This window comes from Cupriavidus sp. 22TCCZM01-5 (genome assembly GCF_057798915.1).
This window is the reverse complement of sequence record NZ_JBYOJR010000009.1, coordinates 155,026-178,373: the sequence shown is the minus strand read 5'-3', so window position 1 is coordinate 178,373 and position 23,348 is coordinate 155,026. Positions and strand designations below refer to the sequence as shown.

The 23,348-nt window shown below is 66.3% G+C and carries 20 protein-coding genes; 16 read left to right on the top strand and 4 right to left on the bottom strand.

Annotated elements, in window-relative coordinates:
• Positions 1–13 precede the first annotated feature (13 nt).
• The 11 genes from mraY to lpxC all read left to right on the top strand — a co-directional run bounded on the left by mraY (position 14) and on the right by lpxC (position 12,987).
• Positions 14–1,183, top strand: coding sequence for a phospho-N-acetylmuramoyl-pentapeptide-transferase (gene mraY / locus AC3FNH_RS11785; protein ID WP_488720169.1), 1,170 nt, complete (start codon positions 14–16; stop codon positions 1,181–1,183).
• A 66-nt stretch (positions 1,184–1,249) separates the two neighbouring features.
• Entirely contained in the window at positions 1,250–2,758 is a 1,509-nt protein-coding gene (gene murD, locus AC3FNH_RS11780) for a UDP-N-acetylmuramoyl-L-alanine--D-glutamate ligase (RefSeq protein WP_488720168.1), read from the top strand.
• Entirely contained in the window at positions 2,755–3,996 is a 1,242-nt protein-coding gene (gene ftsW / locus AC3FNH_RS11775) for a putative lipid II flippase FtsW (RefSeq protein WP_276098601.1), read from the top strand. Before murD ends, ftsW begins: the two co-directional genes overlap by 4 nt.
• Positions 3,993–5,063 carry an undecaprenyldiphospho-muramoylpentapeptide beta-N-acetylglucosaminyltransferase gene (gene murG, locus AC3FNH_RS11770; protein ID WP_488720167.1) on the top strand — a complete coding sequence of 357 codons (1,071 nt, stop codon included), beginning with the start codon at positions 3,993–3,995 and terminating at the stop codon, positions 5,061–5,063. Before ftsW ends, murG begins: the two co-directional genes overlap by 4 nt.
• Positions 5,064–5,086: 23 nt before the next feature.
• Positions 5,087–6,514 carry a UDP-N-acetylmuramate--L-alanine ligase gene (gene murC, locus AC3FNH_RS11765; RefSeq protein WP_276098599.1) on the top strand — a complete coding sequence of 476 codons (1,428 nt, stop codon included), beginning with the start codon at positions 5,087–5,089 and terminating at the stop codon, positions 6,512–6,514.
• On the top strand, positions 6,511–7,494 hold the full coding sequence (locus AC3FNH_RS11760) for a D-alanine--D-alanine ligase (RefSeq protein ID WP_276098598.1): 984 nt from the start codon (positions 6,511–6,513) through the stop codon (positions 7,492–7,494). The genes murC and AC3FNH_RS11760 overlap by 4 nt, the downstream gene beginning before the upstream one ends.
• 33 nt (positions 7,495–7,527) lie before the next feature.
• Positions 7,528–8,415 (top strand): cell division protein FtsQ/DivIB, encoded by an 888-nt coding sequence (locus tag AC3FNH_RS11755; protein ID WP_488720166.1) that lies wholly within the window; start codon positions 7,528–7,530, stop codon positions 8,413–8,415.
• Positions 8,412–9,644 carry a cell division protein FtsA gene (gene ftsA, locus AC3FNH_RS11750; RefSeq protein ID WP_211945849.1) on the top strand — a complete coding sequence of 411 codons (1,233 nt, stop codon included), beginning with the start codon at positions 8,412–8,414 and terminating at the stop codon, positions 9,642–9,644. The genes AC3FNH_RS11755 and ftsA overlap by 4 nt, the downstream gene beginning before the upstream one ends.
• A gap of 172 nt (positions 9,645–9,816) precedes the next feature.
• Complete coding sequence (gene ftsZ / locus AC3FNH_RS11745) at positions 9,817–11,010, top strand: cell division protein FtsZ (protein ID WP_276098596.1); 1,194 nt, start codon at positions 9,817–9,819, stop codon at positions 11,008–11,010.
• Between the two features lie 398 nt (positions 11,011–11,408).
• The gene (locus AC3FNH_RS11740) at positions 11,409–11,915 is read left to right on the top strand and encodes a peroxiredoxin (RefSeq protein ID WP_276098595.1); all 507 of its coding nucleotides are present in this window, start codon (positions 11,409–11,411) and stop codon (positions 11,913–11,915) included.
• A gap of 154 nt (positions 11,916–12,069) precedes the next feature.
• Positions 12,070–12,987 (top strand): UDP-3-O-acyl-N-acetylglucosamine deacetylase, encoded by a 918-nt coding sequence (gene lpxC / locus AC3FNH_RS11735; RefSeq protein ID WP_276098594.1) that lies wholly within the window; start codon positions 12,070–12,072, stop codon positions 12,985–12,987.
• 60 nt (positions 12,988–13,047) lie between these two features.
• Here the strand turns inward: lpxC and AC3FNH_RS11730 are convergent, their stop codons facing one another.
• Positions 13,048–13,554: a DciA family protein gene (locus AC3FNH_RS11730; RefSeq protein WP_488720165.1), complete on the bottom strand. Its 507-nt coding sequence runs from the start codon at positions 13,552–13,554 to the stop codon at positions 13,048–13,050.
• 294 nt (positions 13,555–13,848) lie between these two features.
• Between AC3FNH_RS11730 and secA the strand changes: the two genes are divergently transcribed.
• The 5 genes from secA (at position 13,849) to AC3FNH_RS11705 (ending at position 21,472) form a co-directional block, all read left to right on the top strand.
• On the top strand, positions 13,849–16,623 hold the full coding sequence (gene secA, locus AC3FNH_RS11725; protein WP_276098592.1) for a preprotein translocase subunit SecA: 2,775 nt from the start codon (positions 13,849–13,851) through the stop codon (positions 16,621–16,623).
• 144 nt (positions 16,624–16,767) lie between these two features.
• Positions 16,768–17,997: a bifunctional glutamate N-acetyltransferase/amino-acid acetyltransferase ArgJ gene (gene argJ, locus AC3FNH_RS11720; protein ID WP_488720164.1), complete on the top strand. Its 1,230-nt coding sequence runs from the start codon at positions 16,768–16,770 to the stop codon at positions 17,995–17,997.
• A gap of 36 nt (positions 17,998–18,033) precedes the next feature.
• On the top strand, positions 18,034–18,930 hold the full coding sequence (locus AC3FNH_RS11715) for an ATP-binding protein (RefSeq protein WP_276098590.1): 897 nt from the start codon (positions 18,034–18,036) through the stop codon (positions 18,928–18,930).
• Positions 18,927–19,355, top strand: a complete 429-nt coding sequence (locus AC3FNH_RS11710; RefSeq protein ID WP_488720163.1) for an NUDIX domain-containing protein — start codon at positions 18,927–18,929, stop codon at positions 19,353–19,355. Before AC3FNH_RS11715 ends, AC3FNH_RS11710 begins: the two co-directional genes overlap by 4 nt.
• Positions 19,356–19,435: 80 nt before the next feature.
• A complete protein-coding gene (locus AC3FNH_RS11705; RefSeq protein WP_488720162.1) occupies positions 19,436–21,472 on the top strand; it encodes an OPT family oligopeptide transporter in 2,037 nt (678 codons plus the stop codon).
• 28 nt (positions 21,473–21,500) lie between these two features.
• On the opposite strand, the gene AC3FNH_RS11700 is transcribed toward AC3FNH_RS11705, so the two are convergent.
• The 3 genes from AC3FNH_RS11700 to coaE form a co-directional block, all read right to left on the bottom strand.
• Positions 21,501–21,692: a DNA gyrase inhibitor YacG gene (locus tag AC3FNH_RS11700; protein WP_011299110.1), complete on the bottom strand. Its 192-nt coding sequence runs from the start codon at positions 21,690–21,692 to the stop codon at positions 21,501–21,503.
• Between the two features lie 4 nt (positions 21,693–21,696).
• Entirely contained in the window at positions 21,697–22,455 is a 759-nt protein-coding gene (gene zapD, locus AC3FNH_RS11695) for a cell division protein ZapD (protein WP_224082031.1), read from the bottom strand.
• Between the two features lie 211 nt (positions 22,456–22,666).
• On the bottom strand, positions 22,667–23,293 hold the full coding sequence (gene coaE / locus AC3FNH_RS11690; protein ID WP_276098587.1) for a dephospho-CoA kinase: 627 nt from the start codon (positions 23,291–23,293) through the stop codon (positions 22,667–22,669).
• Between the last annotated feature and the right edge of the window lie 55 nt (positions 23,294–23,348).

Sequence of the window (23,348 nt, the reverse complement as noted above, 5' to 3'; positions counted from 1 at the left end):
GTAAGAAAACACGATGTTATTGGCTCTGGCCCAGTGGCTGCAAAACGATTACAGCTTCCTTCGGGTCGTCAACTACCTGACCTTCCGCGCGGTGATGGCCAACCTCACCGCGCTGGTGATCGGCCTTGCGGCCGGTCCGTGGGTCATCCGCAAGCTGACCGAACTGAAGGTCGGCCAGGCCGTGCGCACGATCGGCCCGCAGACCCACCTGGTCAAGTCCGGGACGCCGACCATGGGTGGCGTGCTGGTGCTCGTCTCCATCGCCATTTCGACGGTGCTGTGGTGCGACTGGGGCAACCGCTTCATCTGGGTGGTGATGCTGGTCACGCTCGGCTACGGCGCCATCGGCTGGGTCGACGACTACCGCAAGGTGGTCTATCGCGATCCGCGCGGCATGTCGAGCCGCGAGAAGTTCTTCTGGCAGACGCTGATCGGCCTGGTCGCCGCGGTCTATCTCGCGTTCTCGGTGTCCGAGAGCAGCAACGTGCGGGTCTGGGACCTGTTCCTGAGCTGGGTCGAGGGCGGCCTGTCGCTGGACATGCCGTACAAGTCCAACCTGATCGTGCCCTTCTTCAAGGAAGTCAGCTACCCGCTGGGCGTGGCCGGTTTCATCGTGCTGACCTATCTCGTGATCGTCGGCTCGAGCAACGCGGTGAACCTGACCGACGGCCTGGATGGCCTGGTGATCATGCCGGTGGTGCTGGTCGGCGGCGCGCTTGGCGCGTTTGCCTACGTGATGGGCAACGCGGTCTACAGCAAGTATCTGCTATTTCCCCACATTCCCGGCGCGGGCGAGCTGCTGATCTTCTGCTCGGCGCTGGCCGGCGCGGGGCTGGCTTTCCTCTGGTTCAACGCGCACCCGGCGCAGGTGTTCATGGGCGATGTCGGCGCCCTGGCGCTGGGCGGCGCGCTCGGCACCGTGGCGGTGATCGTGCGCCAGGAGATCGTGCTGTTCGTGATGGGCGGCATCTTCGTGGTGGAAACCGTGTCGGTGATGCTGCAGGTCACGTGGTTCAAGATCACCAAGCGCCGCTATGGCGAGGGGCGAAGGCTCTTCCGCATGGCGCCGCTGCACCACCATTTCGAGCTGGGCGGCTGGAAGGAGACGCAGGTCACCGTGCGCTTCTGGATCATCACCATGCTGCTGGTGCTGATCGGGCTGTCCACGCTGAAGCTGCGCTGATGCGGGCGCTTCTTATATAGACACAGGATTACTGAACTACCAACCAACAAAAGGCAGGAATACGAAGTGTTTGGCGAGCTGCAAAAACCTCATGTGCTGGTACTGGGCCTCGGCGAATCGGGGCTGGCCATGGCGCGCTGGTGTGGCCTGAACGGCTGCGCGGTGCGCGTGGCCGACACGCGCGAGGCTCCCGCCAACCTTGTCTTCCTGCAGGCCGAGCTGACGTCGGCCGAGTTCGTGGGCGGCCCGTTCGCCGAAAGCCTGCTCGACGGCATCGGCCTGGTGGCGATCAGCCCGGGCCTGTCGCCGCTTGAGGCCGATACCGGCGCACTGCTGGCCAACGCGCGTGCGCGCGGGATTCCGGTGTGGGGCGAGATCGAACTGTTTGCGCGTGCGCTGGCGCACCTGCAGGCCGAATCCGGCTACGCACCGAAGGTGCTGGCGATCACGGGCACCAACGGCAAGACCACCACCACGGCGCTGACTGGCCGGCTGGTCGAGCGCGCCGGCAAGGGCGTGGCGGTCGCCGGCAATATCAGCCCGTCGGCGCTGGACAAGCTGTCGGCCTGCATCGCCTCGGCCACGCTGCCGGAGGTGTGGGTGCTGGAACTATCGAGCTTCCAGCTCGAGACCACGCACACGCTGGCGCCGCACGCGGCCACCGTGCTCAACGTCACCCAGGACCACCTCGACTGGCATGGCTCGATGCAAGCCTATGCAGCGTCCAAGGCGCGCATCTTCGGCCCGGCCGGCACGGCCTGCGTACAGGTGTTGAACCGTAATGACCGCCTGACCATGGACATGGCCCGCCCGGGCACGGCGCCGGTGACCTTCGGCACCGACCTGCCCGAGGCGCCCGGCAGCTTCGGCGTGCTGCGCGAGGGCGGCATGCCCTGGCTGGTACTGGCCGAAACCGATACGGAAGCCGAAGCAGAGGGCAAGCCGCGCCGCCGCAAGGCCGACGCCGCGCAGGAAGCCGTGCCGGTGCGCCACAAGCGCCTGATGCCGGCCGACGCGCTGCATATCCGCGGCATGCACAACGCCACCAACGCCATGGCGGCGCTGGCGCTGTGCCGCGCCATCGACCTGCCGCTCAACGCGCTGCTGCATGGGCTGCGTGAATACCGTGGCGAGCCGCACCGCGTGGAGTGGGTCGCCACCATCGACGACATCGAGTATTTCGACGACAGCAAGGGTACCAACGTGGGTGCCACGGTGGCCGCGCTGTCGGGCCTGGACAAGCGCGTCGTGCTGATCGCCGGCGGCGAAGGCAAGGGCCAGGATTTCTCGCCCCTGGCTGCGCCGGTGGCGCAGTACGCGCGCGCCGTGGTGCTGATCGGCCGCGCCGCGGGCGAGCTGCGCGATGCGCTGCAGGGCAGCGGCGCGTCGCTGGTCGATGCCGCCACGCTCGAAGAAGCCGTGAACAAGGCGGCGGAACTGGCCGAGCGCGGCGACGTCGTGCTGCTGTCGCCGGCCTGCGCCAGCCTGGATATGTTCCGCAACTATGTGCACCGCGCCGAAGTGTTTCGCGCCGCGGTGGAAGAGCTGGCCCTGTCGCGGGGGATCATGCCATGAGTGACTCGCAGGTCAAGCGCAGCGGTTTCATCGGCGCCACCATCGGCAATGCCTGGGGCGGCCTGCGCGATGCGGTATCGGGCGTCAAGCCGACCCGCTCGCGCATGATGGAGTACGACCAGCCCCTGCTGTGGGTGGCGATCGTGCTGCTCGCGCTCGGCCTGGTGATGGTCTACTCGGCCTCGATCGCGCTGCCCGATTCGCCGCGCTACGCGAATTACCGCGAAAGCCACTTCCTGGTGCGGCACCTGTTCGCGCTGCTGATCGGCCTCTCGGTCGGGCTCGCGGCGTTCCAGATCCCGGTCAAGGTGTGGGACCGCTACGCACCCAAGCTCTTCATCATCGCGCTGGTGCTGCTGGTGTTGGTGCTGGTGCCGTTCGTCGGCAAGGGCGTGAACGGCGCGCGCCGCTGGATTCCGCTCGGCATCATGAACTTCCAGCCGTCGGAGCTGATGAAGCTCGCGGTGGTGCTGTACGCGGCTAACTACACGGTGCGCAAGCAGGAGTGGATGCAGACCGTGGCCAAGGGCTTCCTGCCGATGGGCGTGGCCGTGGTGGTGGTCGGCATGCTGCTGCTGCTCGAGCCCGACATGGGCGCGTTCCTGGTGATCGCAGCGGTGGCCATGGGCATCCTGTTCCTGGGCGGCATCAACGGCAAGCTGTTCGCCGGGCTGGTCGGCGTGGCGGTCGGCGCGTTCGCGCTGCTGATCACCTTGTCGCCATGGCGGCGCGAGCGGATCTTCGCGTACCTGAACCCGTGGGAAGAGAGCAACGCACTCGGCAAGGCCTACCAGCTCACGCATTCGCTGATCGCGTTCGGGCGCGGCGAATGGACCGGCGTCGGCCTCGGCGGCAGCATCGAGAAGCTGCACTACCTGCCCGAAGCGCACACCGACTTCATCCTCGCCGTGATCGGCGAGGAATTCGGCTTCGTCGGCGTGCTCGTCATCATCATCCTGTTCTACTGGCTGGTGCGCCGCGCGTTCAATATCGGCCGCACCGCGCTGCAGCTCGACCGCACCTTTGCGGGCCTGGTGGCCAAGGGCATCGGTGTGTGGATCGGCTGGCAGACCTTCATCAATATGGGCGTGAACCTGGGCCTGCTGCCGACCAAGGGGCTGACGCTGCCGCTGGTGAGCTATGGCGGCTCGGGGATCCTCATGAACTGCGTGGCGCTGGCGATTCTCCTTCGTATCGACTATGAGAACCGGGTCATGATGCGCGGAGGCAAGGTATGACGCAGCAGCGCACCTTGCTCGTCATGGCCGGGGGCACCGGGGGGCACGTCTTCCCGGGGCTGGCGGTCGCGCACGCGCTGCGCGAGCAGGGCTGGAAAGTGGTCTGGCTGGGCAACCGCACCGGGATGGAAGCCACGCTGGTACCGAAGCACGACATCCCGATGGAGTTCATCCAGTTTGGCGGGCTGCGCGGCAAGGGGCTGGTGACCAAGTTCCTGCTGCCGCTGAACCTGCTGCGCGCGTTCTGGCAGAGCATCGGCGCGCTGCGCCGCGTGCGGCCGAGCGTGGTGCTGGGCATGGGCGGCTATATCACGTTCCCGGCGGGGATGATGGCCTCGCTGCTCGGACGGCCGCTGGTGCTGCACGAGCAGAACTCGATCGCCGGCCTGGCCAACAAGGTGCTGGCCAAGGTGGCGGACCGCGTGCTGTGCGCGTTCCCGGACACGCTGCCCGGCAGCGAGTGGACCGGCAACCCCGTGCGCGAGGCACTGGCCCATATGGCGCAGCCGGAAGCACGCTATGACCAGCGCACCGGTCCGCTGAACATCCTGGTGGTGGGCGGCAGCCTGGGCGCCGCGGCGCTCAACGAAGTCGTGCCGAAGGCCCTCGCCATGCTGCCCGAGGGGCAGCGCCCGGTGGTCACGCACCAGGCGGGCGCGAAGCAGATCGACACGCTGCGCGCGAACTATGCCGCCGCGCAGGTGTCTGCTCAGGCCGTGCCTTTTATCGATGACATGGCGAAGGCCTATGCCGACGCCGACCTGGTGATCTGCCGCGCGGGCGCGATGACGGTTTCCGAAGTGGCGGCCGCCGGCGTGGCCGCACTGTTCGTGCCGTTCCCGCATGCGGTGGACGATCACCAGACGACCAATGCGGAATTCCTGTCCAAGCAGGGTGCAGCCCTGCTCGTGCAGCAAAAAGAACTGACGGCGGACGGGCTGGCGAAGACCATCGCCGGCCTGAACCGGCCGCAACTGAAAGAGATGGCGCGCCTGGCGCGCGGACTGGCCAAGCCTGAGGCAACCCGGCGCGTAGCCGAGGTCTGCAGCGAGATGGCCAGGGACTGAAGCCCTATACATGTAGTGACTCAATGAAGCATATCGTCAAGAACATCCACTTCGTAGGCATCGGCGGCGCCGGCATGAGCGGCATCGCCGAGGTCCTGCTGAACCTGGGCTACAAGGTCTCGGGTTCCGATGTGGGCAGCAATGCCGCCACGCGGCGCCTGGCCTCGCTGGGCGCCACGGTCATGCACGGGCATGACGCGGCCAATATCGCCGGCGCCAATGCCGTGGTGGTTTCGACCGCCGTGAGCGGCGACAACCCCGAAGTGCTGGCTGCCCGCAGCAAGCGCATCCCGGTGGTGCCGCGCGCGGTGATGCTGGCCGAGCTGATGCGCCTGAAGCAGGGCGTGGCCATTGCCGGCACGCATGGCAAGACCACCACTACGAGCCTGGTGGCCTCGGTGCTTGCCGAAGGCGGGCTGGACCCGACCTTCGTGATCGGCGGCCGCCTGAATTCCGCGGGCGCCAACGCGCGCCTGGGCACGGGCGACTTCATCGTGGCCGAGGCGGACGAATCCGACGCCTCGTTCCTCAACCTGTTCCCGGTCATCGAGGTCATCACCAATATCGATGCCGACCACATGGACACCTACGGGCACGACTTTGCGCGGCTCAAGCAGGCGTTCATTGAATTCACGCAGCGCCTGCCGTTCTATGGCATCGCCGTGCTGTGCGTGGACGACCCGAACGTGCGCGAGATCCTGCCGTTCGTGTCCAAGCCCGTGGTGCGCTACGGCTTTGCCGAGGATGCGCAGATCCGCGCGGTCAACGCGCGCGCCGTCGACGGCCAGATGCACTTCACGGTGCTGCGCCAGCTCAACGGCCACGCCGAGCCGCCGCTGGACGTGGTGCTGAACCTGCCGGGCCTGCACAACGTGCAGAACGCGCTGGCGGCGATCGCCATCGCCACCGAGCTCGAAGTGCCCGACGCCGCTATCGTCAAGGCGCTGCGGGAGTTCCACGGCGTCGGCCGCCGCTTCCAGCGCTACGGCGAGGTGGCCACCGCGGACGGCACTGGCACGTTCACGCTGGTCGACGACTACGGCCACCACCCGGTGGAAATGGCCGCCACGCTCGCCGCCGCGCGCGGTGCGTTCCCGGACCGCCGCCTGGTGCTGGCGTTCCAGCCGCACCGGTTCACGCGTACGCGCGATTGTTTCGAGGATTTCGTCAAGGTGCTCGGCACCGTTGACGCGCTGCTGCTGGCCGAGGTCTATGCCGCCGGCGAAGCGCCGATCGTCGCGGCCGATGGCCGCGCGCTGACCCGGGCCCTGCGCGTGGCGGGCAAGGTCGAACCTGTATTCGTGGAGCAGATGGAAGAGATGCCGCAGGCCATCATGAATGCCGCCCGGCCCGGCGATGTGGTCGTGACCATGGGGGCCGGCTCGATCGGCGCGGTGCCGGGACAAGTGGTCTCGCACCAGCAGCCGCTGCAGGTGGGAGGTGCGGCATGAGCTTCGTCGCCAATCCAAAGATCGACCCGAAATCGCTGGGCAAGGTCGGCGTGCTGTACGGCGGCCGTTCGGCCGAGCGCGAGATTTCGCTGATGTCGGGCGCCGGTGTGCTGGCCGCGCTGCAGTCGCGCGGCGTCGATGCGCACGGTTTCGATCCGGGCAAGCAGGGCGTGGCCGAGCTGGCCGCGGCCGGCTTTGACCGCGTCTTTATCGCGCTGCACGGCCGCTACGGCGAAGATGGGACCATCCAGGGTCTGCTCGAGCAGCTCGGCGTGCCGTACACGGGCAGCGGCGTGCTGGCCTCGGCGCTGGCCATGGACAAGCAGGCGACCAAGCGCCTGTGGATGACGCACGACCTGTCCACGCCGCGCTTCGCCATGCTGTATGCCGATACGGATTTCGATGCGGTGGTGGCCGACCTGGGCCTGCCGCTGATCGTCAAGCCGGCGCGGGAAGGTTCCTCCATCGGCCTGAGCAAGGTCACCGATGCGGCGCAGATGCGCGAAGCCTTTGAGAAGGCGGCGGCGCTGGACAACGACGTCATTGCCGAGACCTTTATCGATGGCGCCGAGCTGACCTGCCCGCTCGTCGGGGAGGGCGCCACGGCCGAAGCGCTGCCGGTCATCCGCATCGTCGCGCCGGATTCGAACTACGACTATCAAAATAAGTACTTTACTGACGATACCCAATATCTGTGTCCGTCCGGTCTGAGCGCCGAAGTCGAGCGCGAAGTGCAGCAACTGGCGGTGCAGGCCTACCGCGTGCTGGGTTGCCGTGGCTGGGCGCGCGCGGACGTGATGCTGCGCGCCGACGGCAAGCCTTTCCTGCTTGAAATGAATACCTCGCCGGGCATGACCGGCCATTCGCTCGTGCCGATGGCCGCGCGTGCGGCTGGCATCAGCTACGAGGACTTCGTCATGCAGGTGGTGGCCGCCGCGACGCTGGACCTGCATCCGAACGAACACTGGAAACCTGAATAACCCTGGCAAGACCATACCGGACGAACTCGCACCATGTGGCATAACGCTCGCCTGCTCAACCTGATCGCCTCCGCGCTCTATGCGCTGGTGGCGCTGATGGCGCTCGCGGCCGGTTTGCAGTGGCTCGCGCAGCGGCCGGTGTTCGCCATTACCCATGTCGTGGTGGCGCCGATGGACGGCGGCGCGCTGCGCCACGTCAACGCGCCCAGCGTGCGGGCCAATGCGGTGGGCAAGCTGACCGGCAACTTCTTCACGCTGGACCTGAACGCGGCGCGGCAGGTGTTCGAATCGGTGCCCTGGGTACGGCGCGCGAGCGTGCGGCGCGAGTGGCCCAACGGACTGACCGTGGAAGTCGAGGAACACGAGGCGCTGGGCACCTGGGGCGCTGCCGACGGCGGCAGGCTCATCAATACCTATGGCGAAGTGTTTGTCGCCAATACCGCCGAGGCCGAGGAAGACGCCCAGCTGCTGGCGCTGGATGGACCGCCCGACAGTGAGGGCGACGTGATCGAGAAGCTCGAGGTCATGCGCGAATGGTTCAAGCCGCTCAAGGCCGAACCGCTGTCGGTGGCGCTGTCCGGACGCTATGCCTGGCGCACCAAGCTGTCCAACGGCATGGTGGTCGAGCTTGGCCGCGAGCAGAACGACGAAGAGCGCGCCGCGATGGAGCAGCGCGTGAAACGTTTCGTTGCCGCGTGGCCGCAGGTCACCGAGCAGTGGGGCAAGCAGATCGATTACGCCGACCTGCGCTACCCGAACGGCTTCGCGATCCGCACGGCAAGCGCGCGCTTCCTGACCGACGCGCAGGCCGCGGCGGCCGCGAAGGCCAAGGCGACGGCAGGCACGGGAGCCACAGCAACTGGTACTTCCATCAACAATCCGACGCGACTGAAGAGTAAGAACGCGGAGAAAACCCGATGAGCAAGGAATACAAGGACCTACTGGTCGGTCTCGACATCGGCACCTCGAAGGTGGCGGCCGTGGTGGCGGAACTGCGCCCCGACGGCAGCTACGAGGTGATCGGGATGGGCCAGTCAGAGTCCAAGGGTCTGAAGAAAGGGGTCGTGGTCAATATCGAGGCCACCGTGCAGTCGATCCAGAAGGCGCTCGAAGAGGCCGAGCTGATGGCCGACTGCAAGATCGCCGAGGTATTCACCGGCATTGCCGGCAGCCATATCCGCAGCTTCAATTCGAGCGGCATGGTGGCGATCAAGGACAAGGAGGTCACGCAGACCGATGTGGCGCGCGTGATCGAGACCGCCAAGGCGGTCAATATCCCGACCGACCAGCAGATCCTGCACATCCTGACGCAGGAATTCATCATCGACGGCCAGGAGGACGTGCGCGAGCCGATCGGCATGAGCGGCATCCGGCTGGAAGTGAAGGTGCATATCGTCACCGGCGCCGTCAGCGCCGCGCAGAACATCGTCAAGTGCGTGCGCCGCTGCGGCCTGGAAGTGCATGACCTGATCCTGCAGCCGCTCGCTTCGAGCCTGGCGGTGCTGACCGAGGATGAGAAGGAACTGGGCGTGGTGCTGGTCGATATCGGCGGCGGCACCACCGACATCGCGATCTTCAGCGAAGGCGCGATCCGCCATACGGCCGTGATCCCCATCGCCGGCGACCAGATCACCAACGACATCGCCATGGCGCTGCGCACGCCGACGCCGGATGCCGAGGACATCAAGATGCAGTACGGCATCGCCAAGCAGGCCATTGCCGATCCGGAAGACATGATCGAGGTGCCCGGCGTGGGCGACCGCGGCACGCGCACGCTGTCGCGCCAGGCGCTGGCGGCGGTGATCGAGCCGCGCATCGAGGAACTGTATTCGCTGGTGCACCAGGTGGTGCGTGAATCGGGCTATGAAGAGCTGCTGTCGTCCGGCGTGGTGATCACCGGCGGCACGGCGATGATGCCGGGCATGGTGGAGCTAGGCGAGGACATCTTCCTGAAGCCGGTGCGCGTGGGCGTGCCCGAGTACCGCGGCAATTTGCACGAGGTGGTAAAGAGCCCGCGCTACGCCACCGTGATGGGCCTGCTGCTCGAAGGCCGCGTGCAGCGCATGCGCGGACGAAAGGTGGCTGTGCAGAGCGGCTCGGTCAAGCAGGTGTGGGGCCGCATGAAGGAATGGTTTGTCGGCAACTTCTGACGTGAAGCTTGTCTGACGCAAGGAAAGTCGCGCTGTCTCTGTCGTTCGTGTCTACGCAGACAGGGATGGCGCGTTGAAGGGAACATCTTTTTAATTGGTTTCTTGTTCAGGAACCAGGGGTTGCGGCGGGGAGGCTGCAAAGTCTGGGGACTGATTTTTCTCGGAGGCAGTGATGGACTTTGACATGATCGAAACGGAAGTGATGGACGGCACCATCATCAAAGTGGTGGGCGTGGGCGGCGCGGGCGGCAATGCCGTGCAGCACATGATCAGCCGCGGCGTGCAGGGTGTTGAATTCATCTGCATGAACACCGACGCGCAGGCACTGAAGCGTTCGAGCGCTTCGCGCGTGCTGCAACTGGGCAATTCCGGCCTGGGCGCTGGTGCCAAGCCGGAAGTCGGTCGTAACTGCGCCGAGCAGGCCCGCGAGCAGATCGCGGACGCGCTGCGCGGCGCCCACATGGTCTTCATCACTGCCGGCATGGGCGGCGGCACCGGTACCGGCGCCGCGCCGATCGTGGCGCAGGTGGCCAAGGAAATGGGCATCCTGACCGTGGGCGTGGTCAGCAAGCCGTTCGACTTCGAAGGCGCGCGCCGCGCCAAGGTAGCCGAGCACGGCTCGAGCGAGCTGGAAAGCTCGGTCGATTCGCTGATCGTGGTGCTCAACGAGAAGCTCTTTGAAGTCATGGGTGATGACGCCGAGATGGACAAGTGCTTCCAGTGCGCGGACGACGTGCTGCACAACGCCGTGGCCGGTATCGCCGAAATCATCAATGTGGACGGCCTGGTGAACGTCGACTTCGAAGACGTGAAGACGGTGATGGGCGAGCAGGGCAAGGCCATGATGGGCACGGCCACCGTGTCGGGCGTGGACCGCGCCCGCCTGGCTGCCGAGCAGGCCGTGGCGAGCCCGCTGCTGGAAGGCGTGGACCTGTCCGGCGCGCGCGGCGTGCTGGTCAACATCACCGCCAGCCGCTCGCTCAAGCTGTCGGAAACCAAGGAAGTCATGAACACCATCCGCAGCTACGCCGCGGAAGATGCGACCGTGATCTTCGGTACGGTGTATGACGACGCGATGGGCGATGCCCTGCGCGTGACGGTGGTGGCGACGGGCCTGGGCCGTTCGGCCAAGAAGCAGCAGCCGATGACCCTGCTCAAGACCGGTACCGACAACATCCCGGTGCAGATGATGGCCGGCATGGCTTCGGCCGCCGCCACGCACAGCTCGCCGGACTACAGTGGCCTGGATACCCCGGCGGTGTGGCGCAGCTCGCGTGAATCGGCGTCGGCCCACGTGGCCGCGCTGCAGGAGAAGGGTGTCGATACGTACGACATCCCGGCCTTCCTGCGCAAGCAGGCAGACTGAGCCGGAGCGGCCGGATCGAGCATCGCAGGGCCGGTCCCTGACGGCTTGCGCGTCCTTGTCGCGAAGCACGCAGCGCTCCCCATCCGCGCGTGCCTTGCATGGACCGTGCATTCCGCCCGGGCTGCCGGTGGTGCCGCGTCCGCGCTGAACCGCCTCCGTTCACATCCTGTCGCCGGGACGGGCGGCCACTGGCCGCCTCCCCGGACTGGTTTCCCGCCTTCCCGGTCGGGATGTGCCGTCGTCCGCGCGGCGCGCTGCAAGGCGCGCCGCGCGGACGTTTTTGTAGCAAGCTGTATCGAAATGCCACCGGATGTCATTGGCCTTGGACGCGCGCGCCGGGGAGCCTATGATTGCCGGCAGGTTTCGCCCTCCCTTCTTTTGACAGGATGCCAATCGCCATGATCGCTGTCGGACAACGCGTCCCGGACGCCACGCTGCAGGAATTCTTCGATACCCAGAGCGAAGGCTGCTCGCTGGGTCCCAATGCCTTCCGCGTGTCGGACCTCGTCAAGGGCCGCAAGATCGTGGTCTTTGCCTTGCCCGGCGCCTTTACGCCGACCTGCTCCGCCAAGCACGTGCCCGGCTACGTGGCCGAGGCGCAAACGCTGCGCGACGCCGGCGTGGATGAGGTCTGGTGCGTCTCGGTCAACGACGCCTTCGTGATGGGCGCCTGGGGCCGCGAGCAGCACACCGCAGGCAAGGTGCGCATGATGGCCGACGGAAGCGCAGAATGGACACGTGCGCTGGGTCTGGACCAGGATCTCTCCGCGCGCGGCATGGGCGTGCGCTCCAAGCGGTACGCGATGGTGATCGACGATGGTGTGGTGACCCACCTGCAGGTGGAGGCGCCCGGCGAATTCAAGGTCAGCAGCGCGGAAGCGACGCTCGAGGCGTTGCGCGGCTGACACAAATCAGTCACGCGATGTGTCGCATACTACACTCCGTGTGCATGTATTAACACACCGAAACAAAGACTCTTAGCGGGATTTCCCTAGCAGTGGTAAAATCACTTAATCGACTAAGAGAATCTGATAGGTTCTAATAATTACTGAGGCCGCCATGCTTAAACAGCGCACCATCAAGTCCCTGGTGAAGACGGTCGGCATCGGTCTGCACTCGGGTCGCAAAGTGACGCTGACCCTGCGGCCGGCACCGGCTGGGACCGGTATCGTATTCACCCGCGTAGACCTGCCCGAAGCCGTCGAGATTCCCGCAGCCGCCGGATCCATTGGCGACACGCGCCTGGCATCGGTGCTGCAGAAGGATGGTGCGCGCGTTTCCACGGTCGAGCACCTGATGTCGGCCTGCGCCGGCCTGGGCATCGACAACCTCTATGTCGACGTCGACGCCGAGGAAATCCCGATCATGGACGGCAGCGCGGCATCGTTCGTGTTCCTGCTGCAATCGGCCGGCATCGAAGAGCAGAACGCCGCCAAGCGCTTTATCCGCGTAAAGAAGGCCGTCGAAGTGCGCGAAGGCGACAAGCTCGCGCGCCTGGAACCGTTCTTCGGCTTCAAGCTCTCGTTCACGATCGACTTCCGCCATCCGGCCGTCGACAAGACCGGCCAGAGCTTCGCGATCGATTTCGCCGACACCAGCTACGTGCGCGAGATCGCCCGTGCGCGCACCTTCGGCTTCGCCCATGAGGTCGAGGCGCTGCGCGAGATGGGCCTGGCCCGTGGCGGCAGTCTGGATAACGCGATCGTGCTGGATGAGCACCGCATGCTCAACAACGAAGAGCTGCGCTATGGCGACGAGTTCGTGCGCCACAAGATCCTGGATGCGATTGGCGACCTGTATGTGGTCGGCCATCCGTTGATTGGCGCCTATATCGCGCACAAGTCGGGCCATGGCATGAACAACCAGCTGCTGCGTGCACTGCTGGCGGACCAGGAAGCCTATGAGCTGGTGACGTTCGACCGCGTGGAAGACGCTCCGGCCGCGTTCCTGCCGCAGCTCCAGCCCGCGTTTGCCTGATTGCGGCGAGCAGTGGGAAGAAAAAAGCCGGCCCTCGGGCCGGTTTTTCATTTTGCGATCCTACCGATGATGCGACAGCAGGGTCTTCAACGCGTCCTGCAGCGGTGACGGCGGCAGGTTGCGCGCCAACTCGTCCAGGCTGGCAAGCCCGACCGCTGTCATCCGTCCGTGGGTCCGCGGCCGCACCACAGGGCCGGTATCCCAGTCGCTGTGGCGCGTTGTTTCGGGTTGTACCCGTACCCGGATTGCAGTCACCTGCGAGCCCCGCTCTTGCAGGCGGGACAGCAATGTCGGCACCACCTGACGCACACGCGCCGCCGCCGCGCCATGCGCGGCCAGCAACAGCAGCACCTGTTCCTGCTGAGGTCCGCGGCCGTCGCGCTTGACCCCGGCGACGGCAATGCCGTTGCGCATGGCCGGTGGCAGCAGCGACAGCACCTCGGCTTCCAGCGACGCGAGTTCCCGCGCGGTCTGCATCAGCGCGGAAACCGGGCCGGCCTTGGCCAGCCAGTCGTTCAGGGGCTTGGCCGCCGGTGTCTGCAGGGCGTGGTGGGTGAACAGGCGCATCGATGCATTCTAGCAAGCCAGGGCGCCGCAACGGCATTTGCGGGGTCCTGTGAAGGGCTTGTCACGCAATCCGAAGCGCACATCCGGCGGCCGGCGATTGAACCTTGCCGTTCCGCCCCGATCTTTCGATAAATCAACGTCCCGCCGGGCTTTGGTAACAGGGCCGCACCCGTCCCGGCCGCGACCCCGGCACATGATAAACTCGGCGTTTTGCGCCAATCTATCCATGCCTGGCACGGCTGGGGCCGCCCGCACGCGGGTCGCCGGTCCGGTCCGCGCAGGTGAAAGCACTCGATGATCACGGGCCTTCTCAAGAAAGTCTTCGGCAGCCGCAACGAGCGGCTGATCAAACAATACCGCCGCACGGTGGCGCAGATCAACGCGCTGGAGCCCAAGTTCGAGCAGCTCTCGGATGACGACCTGCGCGGCATGACGGAGACCTTCCGGCAGCGCCACGCCGGCGGCGAATCGCTCGAGGCCCTGCTGCCCGAGGCCTTTGCCGTGTGCCGCGAGGCCAGCAAGCGCGTCATGAAGATGCGCCACTTCGACGTGCAGCTGATCGGCGGCATGGTGCTGAACGACAACAAGATCGCCGAAATGCGCACCGGCGAGGGCAAGACGCTGACCGCCACGCTGGCCGTGTACCTCAATGCCATCACCGGCAAGGGCGTGCACGTGGTGACCGTCAACGACTACCTGGCCCAGCGCGACGCCGAGTGGATGGGGCGCCTGTACAACTACCTGGGCCTGTCGGTGGGCGTGAACCTGTCGCAGATGGCGCATGACCAGAAGCAGGCCGCATACAACGCCGACATCACCTACGGCACCAATAACGAGTTCGGCTTCGACTACCTGCGCGACAACATGGTCTACGACCCGTCGCAGCGCGTGCAGCGGCCGCTGAACTACGCGATCGTCGACGAAGTGGACTCGATCCTGATCGACGAGGCCCGTACGCCGCTGATCATCTCGGGCCAGGCGGAGAACCACACCGATCTCTACCAGCGCATGAACGGCATTCCCAAGCTGCTGACGCGCCAGATCGGCGAGGAAAAGGCCGACGGTACCGGCGTGGAAGTGCCGGGCGACTACTACGTGGACGAGAAGGGCCACCAGGTCTACCTGACCGAGTCCGGCCACGAGAAGGCCGAGGAAATCCTGGCGCAGCAGGGCCTGATCGGCGAGGGCGAATCGGTCTACGCGCCGCAGAACATCACGCTGATGCACCACCTGTACGCCGCCCTGCGCGCGCACAGCCTGTTCCACCGCGACCAGCACTACGTGGTGCAGAACGACGAGGTCGTGATCGTCGACGAATTCACCGGCCGCCTGATGACGGGCCGCCGCTGGTCCGACGGCCTGCACCAGGCCGTGGAAGCCAAGGAAGGCGTGACCATCCAGCAGGAAAACCAGACGCTGGCCACCATCACGTTCCAGAACTACTTCCGCATGTACACCAAGCTGGCCGGCATGACCGGCACGGCCGACACGGAAGCCTACGAATTCCAGGAAATCTACGGCCTGGAAGTGGTGGTGATCCCGACCAACCGCCCGGCCCAGCGCAAGGACCTGCAGGACCAGATCTACAAGACGTCCAAGGAGCGTTACGACGCCGTCGTGCGCGACATCCGCGACTGCTACGAGCGTGGCCAGCCGGTGCTGGTCGGCACGACCTCGATCGAGACGTCCGAGTACCTGTCGGACCTGCTCGGCAAGGAAAAGCTGCCGCACCAGGTGCTCAACGCCAAGCAGCACGAGCGCGAGGCCGAGATCGTGGCCCAGGCCGGCCGCCCGAAGATGATCACCATCGCCACCAACATGGCCGGCCGCGGTACCGACATCGTGCTCGGCGGCAACGTGGAGAAGCAGGCCGGCTTCATCGAGGTCGACCCGAACCTGTCGGATGCCGACAAGGCCGCGCGCATCCAGCAGCTCAAGGACGAATGGCAGTCGCTGCACGAGCAGGTCAAGTCCTTCGGCGGCCTGCATATCGTCGGCACCGAGCGCCATGAGTCGCGCCGTATCGACAACCAGCTGCGCGGCCGTGCCGGCCGCCAGGGCGACCCGGGTTCGTCGCGCTTCTACCTGTCGCTGGACGACCAGCTGCTGCGCATCTTCGCGGGCGACCGCGTGCGCGCGATCATGGAACGCCTGAAGATGCCCGAGGGCGAGCCGATCGAAGCCGGCATCGTCACGCGCTCGATCGAATCGGCGCAGCGCAAGGTGGAAGGCCGCAACTTCGATATCCGCAAGCAGCTGCTGCAGTACGACGACGTCGCCAACGACCAGCGCAAGGAAATCTACAAGCTGCGCAACGACGTGCTCGAAGCCAATGACGTCGGCGAAATGGTCAAGAACCTGCGCGAAAGCGTGCTGATCGAGCTGTTCCGCGAGCACGTGCCGGCCGATACCATGGAAGAGCAGTGGGATATTGCCGGCCTGGAAGCGCGCCTGCGCGAGAACTGGGGCCTGGAGCTGCCGCTGGCCAAGACCATCGAAGGCGCCCAGAGCATCGAGGACGAACAACTCCTCGACATGATCCAGAAGGCCGCCGAGGAACGTTACGAAGGCAAGGTGGCCATGGTGGGCCGCGAATCGTTTGCCGGTTTCGAGCGCTCGGTCATGCTGCAGAGCATCGACACGCACTGGCGCGAGCACCTGGCCGCGCTGGACCACCTGCGCCAGGGCATTCACCTGCGCGGCTATGCGCAGAAGGACCCGAAGCAGGAATACAAGCGCGAGTCGTTCGAACTGTTCGCGCGCCTGCTGGACGTGATCAAGGACGAAGTCACGCGCGTGACCTTCAACGTGCAGATCCAGTCGCCGGAAGAGTTGGAGCAGGCTTCGGAACAGATCGAGGAAGGCCTGTCGCACCTGGAGAACGTGCAGTACAAGCACGACGAGTTCGCCGAGGGCCGCGAGCCCGTGGAAGAGGCGCCGTCGCCGCGCACCGGCGCCGCCGTGGCCGCGGAAATGGCGCTGGCCGGCATGCCCAAGGTGGGCCGCAACGATCCTTGCCCGTGCGGTTCGGGCAAGAAGTTCAAGCAGTGCCACGGCAAGCTGAGCTGAGCCTGGCGCCAGCCGGACCATGCACGACAGCCCTTGCCGCCACGGCGCAAGGGGCGAAGAGGTAACGACATGCCCGCGCCAAGCGGGCATGTTCGTCTGACGACTGAACAACAGATCAAGCAGGACTACAGGACAGGAGCCGATATGCCCGTCAATCTTCCGCTGCCGCAGGCAGAAAACCTGAAACCCGTCGCCGGCGTCGAGCTCGGCTGGGCCGAGGCCGGCATCCGCAAGGCCAACCGCAAGGACGTGCTGGTGGTGCGTGTGGCGGAAGGCAGCACCGTGGCAGGCGTCTTCACGCGCAACCGCTTCTGCGCCGCGCCGGTACAGGTGTGCCGCGAGCACCTGGCTGCGGCCAAGGGCGTCCGCGCACTGGTGATCAACACCGGCAACGCCAATGCCGGCACCGGCCACCTCGGCCTGGCGAATGCGCGCGCGACCTGCGATGCGGTGGCGGCAAAACTGCACATCACCACGGATCAGGTGTTGCCGTTTTCCACCGGCGTGATCCTGGAGCAGTTGCCGGTGGACCGCCTGGTCGCTGCGCTGCCCGCCGCCATCGCCAATGCGAAGCCGGACAACTGGCTGGCCGCCGCCGAATCGATCATGACCACGGACACGCAGCCCAAGGCGGCGTCGCGCACTGTGCATATCAACGGCAAGACCGTCACGCTGACGGGCATCAGCAAGGGCGCCGGCATGATCCGCCCGAACATGGCGACCATGCTCGGCTTCATTGCCACCGACGCGGCCGTGGCCCAGCCGGTGCTGCAGGCGCTGGTGTCGCATGCGGCCGACCACTCGTTCAACAGCATCACGATCGACGGCGACACCTCGACCAACGATTCCTTTGTGCTGATTGCCACGGGCAAGTCGGGCGCCGCCGCCATCGACCGTGCCGAAGGCCCGGCCTTCGAGGCGCTGCGCGAGGCCGTCACGAGCCTGGCCCAGGAACTCGCGCAGATGATCGTGCGCGACGGCGAAGGCGCCACCAAGCTCATGACCATCCGCGTGGAAGGCGGCAAGGACGTGGCCGAGTGCCGCCAGATCGCCTATGCCGTGGCCCATTCGCCGCTGGTCAAGACCGCGTTCTATGCGTCGGACCCCAACCTGGGCCGTATCCTGGCTGCGGTGGGCTACGCCGGCGTGGACGATCTTGATGTCGACCGCGTCAACCTGTGGCTCGATGACGTCTGGGTGGCTCGCGACGGCGGCCGCAATCCCGACTACCTCGAAGAGGACGGCCAGCGCGTGATGAAGCAGGCCGAGATCACCGTGCGCATCGCGCTCGGCCGCGGCAAGGCCGAGGCCACGGTGTGGACCTGCGACCTCTCGCACGACTACGTGTCGATCAACGCCGACTACCGTTCCTGATCACCGCTCCCTGTTCAACGACGCTCCGCTGCTGCCATGTCTGACCTCGCCTCCCGCCTCGACAACTTCCTCGCCCGACTGGAACAGTGGCTGCCGCCGCAACTGACGGATGCGGACTGGCAGGAGGCGGTAGCGTTCCGCTGGCGCAAGCGGCAGAGCCTGTTCGGCAATATCGGCTACCTGCAGCCGGTGCGCCAGCTGCCGCCGATCCACCTGGACGACCTCAAGAACATCGAGCGCCAGAAGGACGCCATCGTCGGCAATACGCGCCAGTTCGTGAACCAGCTGCCGGCCAACAACGTGCTGCTGACCGGCGCGCGCGGCACCGGCAAGTCGTCGCTGATCAAGGCCTGCCTCAATGCCTTCGTCAAGGACGGGCTGCGGCTGGTGGAAGTGGACAAGAGCGACCTGGGCGACCTTGGCGATATCGTCGAGCAGGTCTCGCAGCGCCCGGAGCGCTTCGTGATCTTCTGCGACGACCTGTCGTTCGAGGAAGGCGAATCGGGCTACAAGGCGCTCAAGTCGGCGCTCGACGGCTCGGTGGCCGCGCAGTCGGACAATGTGCTCGTGTACGCGACGTCCAACCGCCGCCACCTGCTGCCGGAGTACATGAAGGACAACGAGTCCTACCGCCATACCGAGGATGGCGAGATCCACCCCGGCGAGGTGGTCGAGGAGAAGATCTCGCTGTCCGAGCGCTTCGGCCTGTGGCTGTCGTTCTATCCGCCCAAGCAGGACGAGTACCTGGCCATCGTCGGTCACTGGCTCAAGCATTTTGGCTGCACGGACGAGGACATTGCCGCCGCGCGCGGCGATGCGCTGGTGTGGGCGCTCGAGCGCGGCTCGCGCTCGGGCCGCGTGGCCTGGCAGTTCGCGCGCGACTGGGGCGGCAAGCATGGCAAGCCGTTCATTGCCGACGTGGAGGGCGCATGACGCAAGCGCAAGACACGGCTGCGCCGCGCAAGGTTACCGAGGTGGCCGTGGGCGTGCTGGTGCAGCCCGACGGCCGCTTTTTGCTGGCGCAGCGCCCGGGCGGCAAGCCCTACGAGGGCTACTGGGAATTCCCGGGCGGCAAGCTGGAACCGGGCGAGACGGTGGAAGCCGCGCTCGCGCGCGAACTTCATGAAGAGCTGGGCCTGGACATCACCGAATGCGTGCGCTGGCACGTGCTCGAACACGATTACCCGCACGCCTACGTGCGGCTGCATTTCTGCAAGGTCATGGCATGGCGCGGCGATCCGGTCGGGCGCGAGGGCCAGGCCTTCTCGTGGCAGACGGTGCCGGTGACGGTCGAACCGCTGCTGCCGGCCACCATCCCGGTGGTCGAATGGCTGGGCGAAGAATCCCGCGCCGCCTGACAATCCGAGCATTACCCGCGCCCCTGCGGCCGCGGCGCCCGTGATCGCGCCGACATAACAACAGCAAGAAAGGAACCCGTATGCTGCGTGCAGACCGCGTTGCCGACGATATTTCCCTCCCTGAGCTGACCCTGCGCGGCATCATCCTTGGGGCGCTGATTACGGTGGTGTTCACCGCCTCCAACATCTACCTTGGCCTCAAGGTCGGGCTCACCTTCTCCTCGGCGATTCCCGCCGCCGTGATCTCGATGGCGGTGCTGCGCCTGTTCCCGAGCGCCAATATCCTCGAAAACAACATGGTGCAGACGCAGGCCTCGGCCGCGGGCACCCTGTCGTCGATCATCTTCGTGCTGCCGGGCCTGGTGATGCTGGGCCACTGGCAGGGTTTCCCGTTCTGGCAGACGCTGTCGATCTGCGCGGCGGGCGGCATGCTCGGCGTGTTGTTCAGCATTCCGCTGCGCCATGCGATGGTGGTACAGAGCGAGCTGCCATATCCGGAGGGTGTGGCCGCCGCCGAGATCCTGCGCGTGGGCAGTGCCGGGCAGGACACCGCATCCGGCGGGAAGAAGCAGGGTACCGGTCTGGCAGACCTGATGGCCGGTGGCCTGGTGGCGGGCGTGTTCAGCTTTGCCGCGGGCGGCCTGCGCCTGCTCGCCGAGGGCGCCAACCTGTGGCTCGCTGCCGGGGCATCGGTGGTGCGCTTCTCGATGGGCTTCTCGCTGGCGCTGGTGGGTGCGGGCTACCTGGTCGGCATCGTCGGCGGGCTTGCCATGCTGCTTGGCCTGGTGCTGACGTGGGGCATCGCCGTGCCCTGGCTGACAGCCATCACGCCGCGCCCGGAAGGCGCCACGCTGCAGGCCTTTGGAACGATGGTGTGGAGCACGCAGGTGCGCTTCATCGGCGCGGGCACCATCGGTATCGCGGCAATCTGGACGCTGATCACGCTGGCCGGGCCAATGCTCGAAGGCATCCGCGCGTCGCTTGGTGCGATCAAGGGCGCCGGTGCGGGTGGTGGTGCCGGGATGCCGCGCACGCAAAAGGATATGCCGGTACGCTGGATCGGCATCCTGGCCGTCGCGCTGGCGGTGGTGCTGGCGGTGACGTTCGGCTATTTCATGATGCCGGCGCCGATGGATGCCGGCGCGCGCTGGCGCCTCGTGGGCTGCGCCGTGCTGTTCGCCTTCGTGTTCGGATTCCTGGTGGCCGCTGCCTGCGGCTACATGGCAGGGCTGGTGGGTTCGTCCGCCAGCCCGATCTCGGGCATCGGCATCATCGCGGTGATCCTGGTGTCGCTGCTGATCCTGGCGATCGGCACGGCCGACGGCCTGCTCGATACACTGGAAGGCGGCAAGTTCGCGATTGCGCTGGCCATCTTCACGACCGCCGCCGTCCTGGCCGTGGCCACGATCTCCAACGACAACCTGCAGGACCTGAAAACCGGCTGGCTCGTGGGCGCCACGCCGTGGCGCCAGCAGGTCGCGCTGCTGATCGGATGCGCGGTCGGTGCGGCGGTGATCCCGCCGGTGCTGGAACTGCTCTACAACGCCTATGGGTTTGCGGGTGCGCTCCCGCGCGCGGGCATGGACCCGGGGCAGGCGCTGGCGGCTCCGCAGGCTACGCTGATGACGGCCATTGCCACCGGCATCTTCACGCACCAGCTCAACTGGAACATGATCCTGATCGGCATTGCGCTCGGCGTGGTGCTGATCGCGATCGACGAGATGCTGCGCCGCGGCGGCACGGGGCGGTTGCCGGTGCTGGCCGTGGGCATCGGCATCTACCTGCCGCCGACGATCAGCTCGGCACTGGTCGTGGGGGCCGTGCTCGCATGGTTTCTGCTGCGCTCCGAGCGCCGCCGCGCCACCGCGCGTGGGGATGATGTCAAGCTGGCGCTTGAACATGCCGAACGGCGCGGCACGCTATTGGCGTCGGGCCTGATCGTCGGGGAAAGCCTGGTCGGGGTGCTGCTGGCGGCCGTGATCGGCCTGTCAGGCAAGGACGCGCCGCTGGCTGTGGTGGGCGAGGGCTTTGCCGTCACGGCCGAATGGCTCGGCCTGGCGGTGTTCGTGCTGGTATGTGCGGGGTTCTACCGCCGCGTACTGGCCGCGGCGCATTGAGCTGGCGGGACGACCCGGTCGTCCCGGCTCAGTCGTCTTCGTCTTCCGGCAGGTCCGGCGAAGGGGTCTCGCCCGGCTTGCTGCCGATTACGTACTTCTCGGATGCCCACGCGCCCAGGTCGATCTGCTTGCAGCGCTCGGAGCAGAACGGGCGGAACTTGTTTTCGGGAATCCATTCCACCTTGGTGCCGCAGGTGGGGCATTTGACGACGGCAGGCATGACTTCAGAAATTGCAGAGCTTGAGCAGGAACGGGATGTCGGCATCGACTGAACGCGGGCGCAGGTCGCCGTCCTGCTGCGTAAAGCGCACCCACAGCATGTACTTGTTGGCGCTCATCTCGGGGATGAAGGCCAGCAGCGAGTCATCGAGATGCACCTGCATGAGCTGGTAGCTGCGGCCCGACAGCATCTGCTGGTAGCTGCCGCCGGTGGCGATCACTTTGCCGCTCTGGCCCGATTCACGCAGCAGCCGTAGCACCGTGGAGGTACCGGCGCGCAGCGCCACCAGGGGCCTGGCCCACTTCAGGATATCGGCGCGGCGTTCCTCGGCCGGACGATGTTGCCAGGCGTAGTAGGCCGGCAGGTCGAACTCGCAGGTGCCGCCGGGAATGATGGCGCGGCTGCGAATGCTGGTCAGCCACTCGTTGTCGGCCAGCAGCTGGCCCGCCTTGCCCACGGTCTGGTTGAGCATGGCGATGCCTTGCTCGATCTCGCCGATGACCGCATCCAGTGCTTCCTGGTCGATCTGCGGATTGACGCGCAACGCGGTCAACGCCTGGCGCTGGCGCTCCAGTTCCTTGATCAGGTCGGTCTTGAGATCGGCGCGGCCGGCCACGTCGATGATCTCGAACAGCGTGGTCAGCGCGACATGGTGCTGCAGGGCGTGTTCCTGGCCAAGGAAGTAATCCAGCCGATCGAACAGGTCTTCAAGGCGCAGCAGCGTCCTGATGCGTTCGTTGAAAGGATATTCGTACAGGATCAAGTGCTATGTCCGAGCAGCTGAGGCGGCGCTCCTGTGGGAGCGTCCCGGTGCGGGCGTGGCCCGGGGAACGTCAGGAATGCGTGGAAGCTACGTCTCTCCGCGCATTTCGCGTCATGATCCAGCGCATTCTATGCGAGACGGCCTGCGAGGACAATGCAATGTGCGTGATGCGCCGTTTGTTCGCTCATGCCGGACCGACTGTGCCCCGGAATCAGGCTCGCGTGACGCCGGCGGCGGACAGCGACCGATAGGTCTGGTCCAGCCGGTCCACCTGCGCGGTCAGCGCTTCGACTGGCCCGTCGTTGTCGACCACATCGTCGGCCACGGCCAGGCGCTGTGCCCGCGTGGCCTGTTTCGCCATGATGGCCAGCACCTGCTCGCGGCTGAAGCCGTTGCGCGCCATGACGCGCGCAACCTGCGTGTCCTCAGTGCAATCGACCACCAGCACCCGCCCGACGCGCTCGACCCAGGTGCCGGATTCGACCAGCAGTGGCACCACGTAGATCAGGTACGGGTGCTCGCCGGTATCGGCGATGGCCTTGGCGCGCGTGGTGGTCAGGTTGCGGATCAGCGGATGGGTGATGCCTTCGAGTCGCGCCTTGGCGGCAGGATCGGCAAAGACCAGCGCACGCATGGCGTCGCGGTCCATGGCGCCGTCGGGGCGCAGGCACTGCGGGCCGAAGGCCTCGACCAGCGCGGGAATGGCCTGCCCGCCCGGGGCGGTGATCTCGTGGGCAAGCAGGTCGGTGTCGATGATGGCGGCGCCGCGCGCGGCGAACATGTCGGCCACGCGCGTCTTGCCGCTGCCGATGCCGCCTGTCAGTCCGATCTCCAGCATGTCAGGTTCCGTGGGTGCAATGCCCGAACGATACCAGCTTGGCGCGGCGCAGGCC